Here is a 9,906-nt window from a genome sequence, read left to right as displayed (position 1 = left end):
CCTCCTCGCCCGTGATGATCTCCCCCTCCAGCACGTCCGCGTCGCCGTCCGAGTCACCGCCCAGCGCCTGCGCGTAGACGGACTGGAACTCCTCCTCGCTCATCAGGTCCGGAGGCCGCTCCTGCGCCTTCGCCAGCTCCGCCGCCGCGCCCTTCGCCGGCCGGGGACGGACCGCGTTCATGTCGATGGCCCGGAGCTGCCGGAACGCCTTCGCGTGCCGCCGCAGCAGCTGGTTCATCCGGAACTCGGGGATGACCACCGGCACCACGCGCTTGCCCGTCTTGAACGCGATGGCATCCAGCGTCGGGAAGTCGTGCGGGTTCACCACCGCGACGCTCAAGCGCGTCGCGTCGGAACGCATCGGCAGGTACTCCTTGTCGTCCGCCTCGTTCAGGCTCACCAGCCCCACGGCCTTCGGGTCCGGCACCATCTCCCCGGACGCGTGGGCGCAGTTGTGGAGCTTGCCCAGCGACTTCGCCAGGTCCTGCTCGGACAGCAGCCCCAGCTCGACCAGGTTCGTCCCCAGCCGACCGCCGTGCACGACCTGGGACTCCAGCGCCTCTTCCACCGCCGCCGCGGACACCAGGCCGTCCTTCACGAGCAGTTCACCCAGGCGCATGGGGCCGCTTGTAGCCATGCCCCGTCACCCTCCGCAAGCCTCCGCCCGGACACCCCAGCCCCCCGGGCAGGCCCTAGTCCTCCGGGTGATGACTCAGCCCCACCCGGTTGCCCTCCGGGTCACGCACGTAGAGCGTCCAACGCGTCTCGTGCTCCAGGGGCACCCCCGCACGGGCGAAGGTCTCCACCACCCCACCCCTCGCCTCGCGTGGGATGCGGAACACCAGCATCAACAGGCCGGGCTCCGGGTGGCGGAACGGCGACGCTTCCGGCGTCCCGTCCACCGCCTCGATGGCCAGGAAGGCGCCCCCGGGGACGCCTACCCAGACGCTCCGCAGGGTGCCGTCCTCGCGCAGGTGGCGCTTGAGCTCGGGAAAGCCCAGCAGGTCCCGATAGAACGTGGTCACCCGCTCCACGTCCTTCGCTTGAATCGCCACATGGTGGAAGCCCTGAACGTCCCTCATGGGGTTGATGCTAGGGTCTGCCCGCCCATGGCGCGACTGCTCATCGTCGAGGACAACCAGGAACTGGCCTCCCTCATCGCCACGGTGGCGCAGACCCGGGGTCACGACGCGCTCGCCGTGTTCACGGGCGAGTCCGCGCTGGAGTCGCTGGGGCCCGCCTCCCGCTTCGACGCCGCCCTGGTGGACCTGCTGCTGCCGGACATCCGGGGCAGCGAGGTGCTGGGCGCGCTCCGGGCCCATGGCATCCCCGCCATCGCCGTCAGCGGCGTCTACAAGGGCGACCGCTTCGCCCAGGAGGCCATCAAGGTCCACGGCGCGTGCGCCTTCTTCGAGAAGCCCTTCGAGCTGGACGCCGTGCTCAACGCCCTGGAGGAAGCCGCCGGCGTGCCGCCCGCGCCCCAGTCGGAGCTGCTCGACGAGGTGGACCTGCTCGTCCTGGAGGAGCTGGTGCAGGAGGAGCCGACGCCGGACGCCGCTCCCGCACCGGCCGCGGACGCCGAACCGGTAGCGCCGGACATCGCAGCCACGGACCTGGACATGAACGCGGACACGGACGCGCCCGTATCGGAGGCCCTGCCCCTGCCCTTCGCCCGGCGCGACGCCGTGTGGGCGGAGCCGGTGCCCGCGCCGGAGCGCCGCCGTCGCCAGCTCCCGGAGTGGTCGCTCGGCGGAGACCTGAAGCACACCCGCGTGCCGCGCCTGCTCAACGCCTACTACGAGGCGCGCCACCACGGAGAGCTGAAGCTGCGCCAGGGCACGGTGCTCAAGGTCGTCTACTTCGAGGCGGGCCGCGTCGTGTACGCCGCCTCCAACCTGGCCCCGGAGCGCTTCGGCCGCTTCTGCGTGCGCAAGGGCGCGCTGACGGAGGCCCAGCTCACCGAGGCCGCCACCTACGCCCGCGAGCACTCGCTGCGCACCGGCGACGCGCTGCTGAAGCGCGGCCTGCTGAGCCCCTCGCAGCGGCGCCGGCTGCTGGAGGAGCAGGTGAAGGAGATCCTCTGGTCCACCTTCTCGTGGGTGGAGGGCGGCTACGGCTTCAGCCCCATGCGGCCGCAGCGCGCGGACCTGGTGCCGCTGTCGCTCTTCCCCAGCGACCTCATCCTGGAGGGCGTGACGCGCACGGAGACGCTGGTGGCGCTGCGCCAGTCCATGGCGCCCGGCCGCCGGCTGTTCCCGTCGGCGGCCCCGCCCTACGGCCTGCATGAGCTGAAGCTCACCGGCCCGCAGGCGATGCTGCTGACGTTCGCGGACGGCACGAAGACGGTGGAGGACCTGCTGGCGCTCACGGACCTGTCCGAGCGCGAGGCCCTGGCCACCCTGCGCGGCCTGGAGCTTCTGGGCGTGCTGGAGGAGCGGCAGGAGACGCCCGGCCGCCGCCAGCGCATCAGCTTCGGGCTCTGACGCCGCGACGGCGCCGCGCCAGCCACGCGAGCGCCCCCAGCCCGAAGGCCGTCACGCCCGAGCCTCCGCCGGAGCACCCGCAGCCCGACGTGGAAGGAGGCGGCGCTGGCGCCTGGGACACCACCACGCCCCGCAGCTTCGCGACGCCCGAATACGTGGGCGTGCTCAAGAGCCCGGGCCGCACCACGTAGGAGATCGTCGCGGTCGCGCCCGCGGCCACCGCGAGCGGCCCCACCGTGAAGTGCCCGTCCGTCACCTCCGTGGGCGTCATCCGCTGGCCGTCCACCTTCACGCTGTCGGGCAGCAGCTCCACCCCGATGGCGACCTCCTCGTAGTCCAGGGACGCGACGCCACACGCGGAGTCGTTGCGCAGCGTCACCAGGACGCCCACCTGCCCCGAGTCGGAGCCCGCGGCCAGCTCGGTGCTGCGATCCAGCGTCACGAAGGGCCGGGCGCCAATGCGCACCACGTGCTCGCGCGTCGCCTCGGTGGCCCCCGGGGCCGTCGCCTTCACGTTCAGGGTGACGAGTTCGCCCACCAGCGACTCCAGCTCCGTGTCCTGGGTGGCCAGCTCCACCGAGTCACCGCTGGACTCAAGCGACGCCAGCTCTGGCCCCAGGGAGCGGTTCCACGCCAGGTCCACCACCGTGCACGCACCCTCCGGGAAGGTCTGCCGCAGCTTTCCCCGGGCCCCCTGGCCACAGGTGGCGATGAGCTCACCGCTCAAGTCCCCCAGCACCACGTCGCGCGCGTTGCGCTGGTACGGCTGGGACAGCTCGGACGTCACGACCTTGCCGTTGCCCAGCGTCTCGTGCACGCGGACGCGCACGGTGTAGCTGCCTTCGCCGCAGGTGGGCGGCAGCGCCAGGTCAAAGCCGTCCGAGATTCCAGCGAACGTCTGCGTGGCGAGCACCCGGCCCGGGACCCCGGGCGCGGCTTCGGGCTCCTCCAGCGTGGCCACCGTGGTGAGGGCACGCTCGCCCGTGCAGTTGAGGACCGGCGTCGTCGTCACCCGGCCGTGCACCTTGCGCTCCTCCTGCGGCCCCAGGTCCAGCGCGAGCGACACCGTCTCCAGGGGAATCCGTCGCGGCAGCACCGTCACGTTGACGTCGGACACCGGGCCATCCAGGACGCGCCCTTCCACGATGAGGCGGTTGAACGCGCGCAGCTTCAGCGACGTGTCGACGCACGACTGCGAGCTGACCTGCACGGAGCTTCCCTCGACCGGTATCGAGCCCACGGCAGCGCCGCTCCCGACGAGCGTCACCTCCACGTTCGAGGGGTTGTCCGTCACCGACCACAGCCTCGTGACAGGAGGCAGCCCGTCGGTTCCCGCGCACAGGTGGGTCTTGAGGTCGAGCGGGCCCAGGGCCTGCCCGGAGTAGACCTCGCGCGTGGCGCTGTCGAACGGCGCCTCGGGAGGTCCCCACGGGTAGATCATCACCGGGACGTTCGTGTGGTTGGACGTCAGCTCACCGTCGTGCGCGCGCACGTCGTAGATGAAGGTGTTGATGCCCGGCTTGCAGCGGTCCGCCCTGGACATGACCGGGTTGAGCGTGGCCACCGTGTCCGTCACCTCGAGCGGCGGGGCCTTGGGGGTCTGCGCCGCCCAGAGGTACTTGATGGGCGCGCAGCCGGAAGGGCCCCGCAGCGGCGTGAGGGTGCCCCGGGCACCGCCCGCGAAGAAGACACCGCCCTCCACTGCCACGGAGGCCCCCGCGGGCGCGGCGGGGGGCTCCGTGTGCTTCACCTGCAGCTCCACCGTCTTCATCGTGTCGTGCGAGGCGAGGCCGTCCGAGGCCACCACGTCGACGAATGCCTTCTGGTTCGCGCAGAAGCCCGAGGCCGCCGCCAACGACAGCGTGAGCCCGTTGCCTCCCGTGGCGGACGGCTCCGTGACGGCGGTGAGCAGGCGGCTGGGATCGCGGAGCGTGGCCGTCATCCGCACGGCGTCTCCGTCGTTGTCGACCACGTCGAGGGCCAGCTTCTTCTGCGTGCCCTCTTCGACGTCGAAGGGCTGCACCACGTTCACGACCGGCTTCGCCTTGTTCTCGTAGATGAGGATGTTCTGCACGGGCCGGGGAAGGATGGCGACGCAGTACGACGCTCCCGCGCATGCGACCTGCGCGGCCGACTCGGTGAGGTCCGTGCGGAACTTCGGGTTGTTGCGCCACACGGAGCCGGGCGCGGCGGATGGCACCACCGGCTCCGCGCTGAGCGCCGCCACCTTGCCGTTCTGCTGCTTGATGAGCATCAGGCCGAAGCCAACGCCCGCGTCGGAGCCACTCGCCACGTCGAAGGCGAGCGCATCCACCGAGACCGGGCCCCCATCCAGCTGCACCGGATCAAAGGGCGACGAAGCGCCCCCCAACGTCCCCCGGAACAGGCCCGCGTCGTTGCCGAAGTACGCAAGCGGCTTCGCCGGATCCACGCCGGGCAGCAGCGCCACGGTGCGCGCCGCGCTGGGAGGCGTCACGCCCTGGGCCGGATAGGCTTGCGCGGTCGTGCCCCGGTACCAGACGAAGTTGGCCTTCGCCGGCGACACGGAGAACAGGGCGTGCGGCAGGCCGTCCGCCTGCGGAGGCAGCACCGCCAGCGGCGCCTGGGCGACGGCGCTGGGGAGCGGCATCGCCAGGGTCCCCCACTCCGCGTTGCCCTGCTTCGGGACGAGCGAGGAGCGGAACTCCCAGCTCACGGGAGACACCTTGGCGGCGGCGTAGCCCACGCCCCCATCCGGGCTGAAGCGCACCGCGGGCAGGTCCTCCGGGGCGTCCGGGAACAGGGTCTTGCCTTCATCCGGCGAACACCCGCCGACGCTCCGCACGGTGCCGTCGTCGCGGATGCCCACCACGCAACTCGTCCCGCGCAGGTAGCTGCCCGACATGCCGCCCGACAGGGTGGAGACGCCTCCGTCCTGGGAGATGAACAGCTCCAGGTCGGTCGCCACGGCGAAGAAGCCAGGACGGAAGACGACGACGTCCTTGGGGGTGCCGTTCTGGGTCTGGGTGGTGGTCCAGTCCGCACGGGCCACCACGGCGACCAGGAACAACCCCAAACCAACCATCCAGGCGCGCACGTTCGACGTCCCTTCCCTCGGCTTCTAGTAGGCCACTTCCGCCCGCAGGTAGAGGCGATCGGGAGCATCCACCGATTCGGCTCCCAACCCCAAACCGCTGAAGCCCAGGACGGTGTACCCCAGGGCGACCCGGAGGCGCTCGTCCAGCCGGTACGCCACCTCCGCCCGGAGGGCATCCAGGCCCTGGCCATCCGTCGCGGACGTGCGCCGGGCGGCCTCCACTGCGACCTCCAGTCCGCCCACCACCCGCACCGAGGGGCGCAGCGTGCCCGTCCACACCCACTGGGACGAATCCCCCAGGCTGGCGTGTCCGGCGTGCAGGCCCGCCGCCACGGAGAGTCGGTCCCCGACGCGCACCGCCGGCATCAGCGACAGCGTGTGGAAACGCCGGTCTCCGAAGGCCCCGCGGACTCCGGGAGACAGCTCGCGCGTGAGGCCGTAGCGGGCCATCACCAGCCAGGGGCCCGGCCGCCAAGCGAGCGCCGCGAAGCCCTCCGCGAACCGCGCCTCCAGCCCGGTGAGGCCCGCCGTGTGCGCGAAGTCCAACCGGCCCGACGCCGTCACGTCGCGCATGAGCAGCGCCTCCGCGGCCAGCGCCAGCACCACCTGGGTGCGGTCCACCGGGCCGGAAGGGCCGCGCGCGGGGGTGCCCTCCTCGTGGCGGACCTCGGCGCGGACGTCCGCCCGCACGCGCTCGCGCAGCCACTGCGCGGAGACGCTGGCCACGTCACGCGTCAGGTCGCCGGCGATGTCCAGCGGCTGGCGCACACCGCGCTCGTAGCGCGCTCCCACGCTGAAGCCGTCCAGCACCACGTGCTGGAAGCCCACCGCGCGCGCCAGGCGCAGGGCGGTGGCGTCGTGCGCGCTCACGTCCTCCACGAACACCGTGGTGCCGTCCCCCACCTCCGTGCGCGCGCCCGTCACCGCGCGGCCGGCGCCATGGTCCGGCCCGTCCACGTCCACGGAGTAGCCGCCGTAGAACACCTCCGGGCCCCGCCGCATCCTGGCGTCCAGCCACGCCTGCGGCCCGAGCTGCGGCCCCCAGCCGCCCTTGACGCCCACGGAGGCGTCCGGGCCCAGCGCCACGTCCACGCCCGCGGAGGTGAAGGTGTCATTCCAGCTGCCGGGGCCCGCGCCGCGCTCGTTCAGTCGCTGCCGGTGGCCGGCGGACACGACCACGCCGGGAGCGATGGAGAGGTGCCCCGCCACGCCCGCGGAGGTGCGGCCACCTTCGCGCAGGGGACCGATGCCGGGCACGTCGGTGGCGCGCAGCCAGCCGTCACGCACCTCCACGCGCACGCCCCACGCATCCTGCTCATAGCCCGCGGCGACGCCCAGGGTGCGCGCGGCGAAGGGGGTGTTCTCGAAGGGCAGGCGCGGATCCGCCGAGCGGCGCTCGTCGCCCAGGAGCGTGAAGCGCAGCGGGCCCACCGGCTGCGTGGCGCGCAGGGAGAGCTGCCGGAAGCGCGAGGCCTCCAGGTGGGCGCCGTCGGAGAAGCCCCGCGAGCGCTCGCGCCACGCGGCATCCACGGATCCGCCATGTCCCAGCGGCCCGGGTCCACTCACGCGCAGGCCCACCGCGCCGCCGTGGTCGTCCTGGGTGCCGACGGGACGGAGGAAGGACAGGCCGCCGTCGTCCGACACCCCGAAGACCCCGGGCTCCACCGCGAGCCCCCGGCTGGTCGCGGCCTCGGCGAGCAGCGAGTAGGGGCCCACCCGCGTCTGGCCCCGTCCGGACAGCAGTTGGAACGGAGTGCCCATGCGGCGCTCGCGCACGGCGGCGAGCCCCACGGACGCGTCACGCCAGCGGGCCCACGCCTCACCGCCCACGGTGTCGCGCGGATCACCGGAGCGCAGCACGGCGTAGTCGACGACGAGGACCGGCTCGGGGGCCTGGGTGAGGGCGTCCGTGCGGAGCAGCGAGGTGCCGGTGAGCATCGACAGTGGACGCGCGAGCAGGATGCGGCCCGCGAGGTAGTCGATGTCGTAGTCGCGCCCGCGGATCAGGTGCTGCTCGCCCAGGGGCAGGCCGGTGACGCCGTCGCGAACCTCCACGCGCACCAGCTCCGAGCCCTCCGCCACGGTGCTGCCGCCGAGGTAGTAGAGGCTGCCGCCGGTGGCCCTCAGCTCCTCGTGCGCGGGCGTCGCGGCGAGTCCGCGCGTCGGATCCACGAGTCCCCCCGCGAACACATCCACGCCCACGCGCAGCTCGCCGACCTGTTGATGGAGTTCGGCGAAGGGCCCGAAGAGGGGGCGGTGGTAGCGGCCCACCTCCCGGTCCTGTTGGAGCGCGCGGTAGGTGCCGAAGCCCGCGCGGCCATATTGCTCGTGACGGGCCTCCAGGCGCAGACGCCCCTCGGAGGGGTTGGGGGTGAGGGACACCGAGGCATCGCCCCACTCCGCGGGAGACAGGTCGGGATCCCGCCAGCGGTCGAAGCGTTCGGGCACCCGGGGGCGCAGCCAGTCCGCGAGCGGTGCGTCCTTCAACTGGCGCACGTCGGTGTCGCGCAGGTCCAGCTCACCGACGAGCTGCACCGGCCCCACCTGCGCCTCGCCATGGGCCGCGCCACGGCCCCGGAGCCGGAAGCCACCGCCCGCGGGCGCGATGCTGGCTTCCAGGTCGAGCAGGCCCACGGCGAAGGGCTGGGCTCGGGCCTCGAGCGACACCGTCACGGTGCTCGCGGGCTGCCCCGGAGGTTGAAGGGAGAGGGGGACGGCGTTGCTCCCCGTCACGAGCCGCACCGGCAGGCCAACGCGACCTTCGGGGCCCACCACGACCTCGCCTTCGGGAGAGCGCACGCGGGTGCCGGGAGGCGCTTCCACCGACAGACGCGTCTCACCGGTGGGCAGCGGCGCGGCGTCGGACGGAAGGCCGTGCAAGGCGCCCAGGTGCTTCACCTCGCGAGGGATGACGAGCCACCCGGTCTTCCCGCGTCGCAGCACGTCGAAGCGCTGGTGGAAGAAGCTCACGGCGCCGCCCGACGCGGTGGTGGTGAGGGGGACGACGTTCTCTCCCGGCTGGAGCGGCACCATCGCCTGCCACGCGCCGGAGGCGTCCACCGTCGCCTCCACGTCGCCCGCGCGGACCCGGTCACCGGGAGCCGCCTGACCGGTGATCAGGAAGCGGATGCCCTCGGGCGCGACACGCGCTTCGGGAGGACGGCCGGGGGCGGTCGCGGTCGTCGCGGGAGCAGGCGCGGGTGCGATGCGCACGGCGAAGTCCTGGAGCACGACGGCGCCCCAGGGCACCTCCACGGTCGCGGCCTTCGGCGACACCTGGCTGGAAGGGGGCAGGCTGCGCGGATCCACCTTGAGCAGGTGACGTCCGGGGCGCAGGTGGAGGCCGTCGGTCAGGTCCGGCAGGCGCGAGTCCACGCCGGTGAGGTGGAAGCGTCCGGCGGCGTCGGTGCGAACTTCGCGTCCCGTGGCGAGCACCAGCCGCACGCTCGCGAGTCCAGGCTCCTCGGGACTACAGCGACCGTCCCCATCCACGTCCTGGCAGACGCGGCCGGCGATCGTCGAAGCCTGGGTGGGCAGGTCGGAGGCCAGCGTCTGCGCGGAAGCCCCCGCCGAGAGCAGAAGCACAGCGATGGCGAAGCATCCGACGATGAACCGTCCCAAGGCGAATCGCCGGGAAGCGAGTGACGAGGAGGGACGCTCCGAGGCCGCACTGTCTCGATGGCCCTCAAGCGAAGCAACGCGCCCGGAGGCGAAGCATGCGCAGCCGAGCGCTGGAGCGAGGCGCTCCAAGCCTGCACCACTTCGATGGCCGTCACTCCCGAGGGAGCGCCCGAAGCCAACGCGTCCGGAGCCGAGCGCCAGAGAGGAGCGCTTCAAGCCCGCACCACTTCGATGGCCGTCACGCCAGAGGGAGCGCCCGAAGCCAACGCGTCCGGAGTCGAGCGCCAGAGAGGAGCGCTTCAAGGCTGCACCTCTTCGATGGCCGTCACGCCCGTGCGCACATCCGCCACGGACACGCTCACGGAGCCCTTCGCTCCTCGCACCGTGAAGCGCGTGAGGCCGTCACGCACCGTCTCGTCGGACCGCTCGCCCTCGGACAGCGCGATGTACACCGGCCGGTCCACCAGCACCTGCCCCCGCGAATCCTCCACCCAGCACGTCACGCGCGCGCCCTCCACGCGCACCCGCACGTTGACCGGCAACGCAGGCCCCACCTCCACGCGCTGCACCACGGGCCCGGGCACCAGCGGCGCCTGTTCGGGAAACACCGGCCCCTGCGCGCCCAGCACGTGCACCGTGACGTCGAGTCCCGGCCACACGCCGTGCGCCACGCGCACCACGCCGGGCCGCAGCGGCCCGAGCCCCACCGTGCCGTCCTCCCCCGTC

The 9,906-nt window shown here is 72.9% G+C and carries 5 protein-coding genes and 1 pseudogene; 1 reads left to right on the top strand and 5 read right to left on the bottom strand.

All coding sequences use genetic code 11. The annotated features are described in order from the left end of the window. Together D7V93_RS28810 and D7V93_RS28805 are read right to left on the bottom strand one after the other, a co-directional pair. Positions 1-619: cyclic di-GMP-binding domain-containing protein, MshE-related (locus D7V93_RS28810; protein WP_504739586.1), on the bottom strand; the 619-nt coding region annotated here is incomplete at its 3' end. Between the two features lie 73 nt (positions 620-692). Next, positions 693-1,082 carry a VOC family protein gene (locus D7V93_RS28805; protein WP_120646440.1) on the bottom strand — a complete coding sequence of 130 codons (390 nt, stop codon included), beginning with the start codon at positions 1,080-1,082 and terminating at the stop codon, positions 693-695. 27 nt (positions 1,083-1,109) lie between these two features. On the opposite strand from D7V93_RS28805, the gene D7V93_RS28800 reads away from it, so the two are divergent. Further along, positions 1,110-2,483 (top strand): DUF4388 domain-containing protein, encoded by a 1,374-nt coding sequence (locus D7V93_RS28800; protein WP_120646439.1) that lies wholly within the window; start codon positions 1,110-1,112, stop codon positions 2,481-2,483. Here D7V93_RS28800 and D7V93_RS28795 read toward each other — a convergent pair. From D7V93_RS28795 to D7V93_RS28785, 3 genes and pseudogenes are all read right to left on the bottom strand, one after another. Then, positions 2,467-5,538 carry an MYXO-CTERM sorting domain-containing protein gene (locus tag D7V93_RS28795; RefSeq protein ID WP_147451388.1) on the bottom strand — a complete coding sequence of 1,024 codons (3,072 nt, stop codon included), beginning with the start codon at positions 5,536-5,538 and terminating at the stop codon, positions 2,467-2,469. The genes D7V93_RS28800 and D7V93_RS28795 overlap by 17 nt on opposite strands. 45 nt (positions 5,539-5,583) lie before the next feature. Further along, the gene (locus D7V93_RS28790; RefSeq protein ID WP_244237574.1) at positions 5,584-9,144 is read right to left on the bottom strand and encodes a flagellar motor protein; all 3,561 of its coding nucleotides are present in this window, start codon (positions 9,142-9,144) and stop codon (positions 5,584-5,586) included. Between the two features lie 335 nt (positions 9,145-9,479). Continuing rightward, a pseudogene (locus D7V93_RS28785) lies at positions 9,480-9,906 on the bottom strand (hypothetical protein); the annotation flags it as partial.

It is taken from the genome of Corallococcus llansteffanensis, assembly GCF_003612055.1.
In the GTDB taxonomy this organism is placed as follows: Bacteria; Myxococcota; Myxococcia; order Myxococcales; family Myxococcaceae; genus Corallococcus; species Corallococcus llansteffanensis.
This window is presented reverse-complemented; position numbering and strand designations above follow the sequence as displayed.

Bases quoted from the DNA above. Each gene is read 5' to 3' on its own strand.
- D7V93_RS28805 (WP_120646440.1), bottom strand. From the start codon at position 1,082: ATGAGGGACGTTCAGGGCTTCCACCATGTGGCGATTCAAGCGAAGGAC.
- D7V93_RS28800 (WP_120646439.1), top strand. From the start codon at position 1,110: ATGGCGCGACTGCTCATCGTCGAGGACAACCAGGAACTGGCCTCCCTC.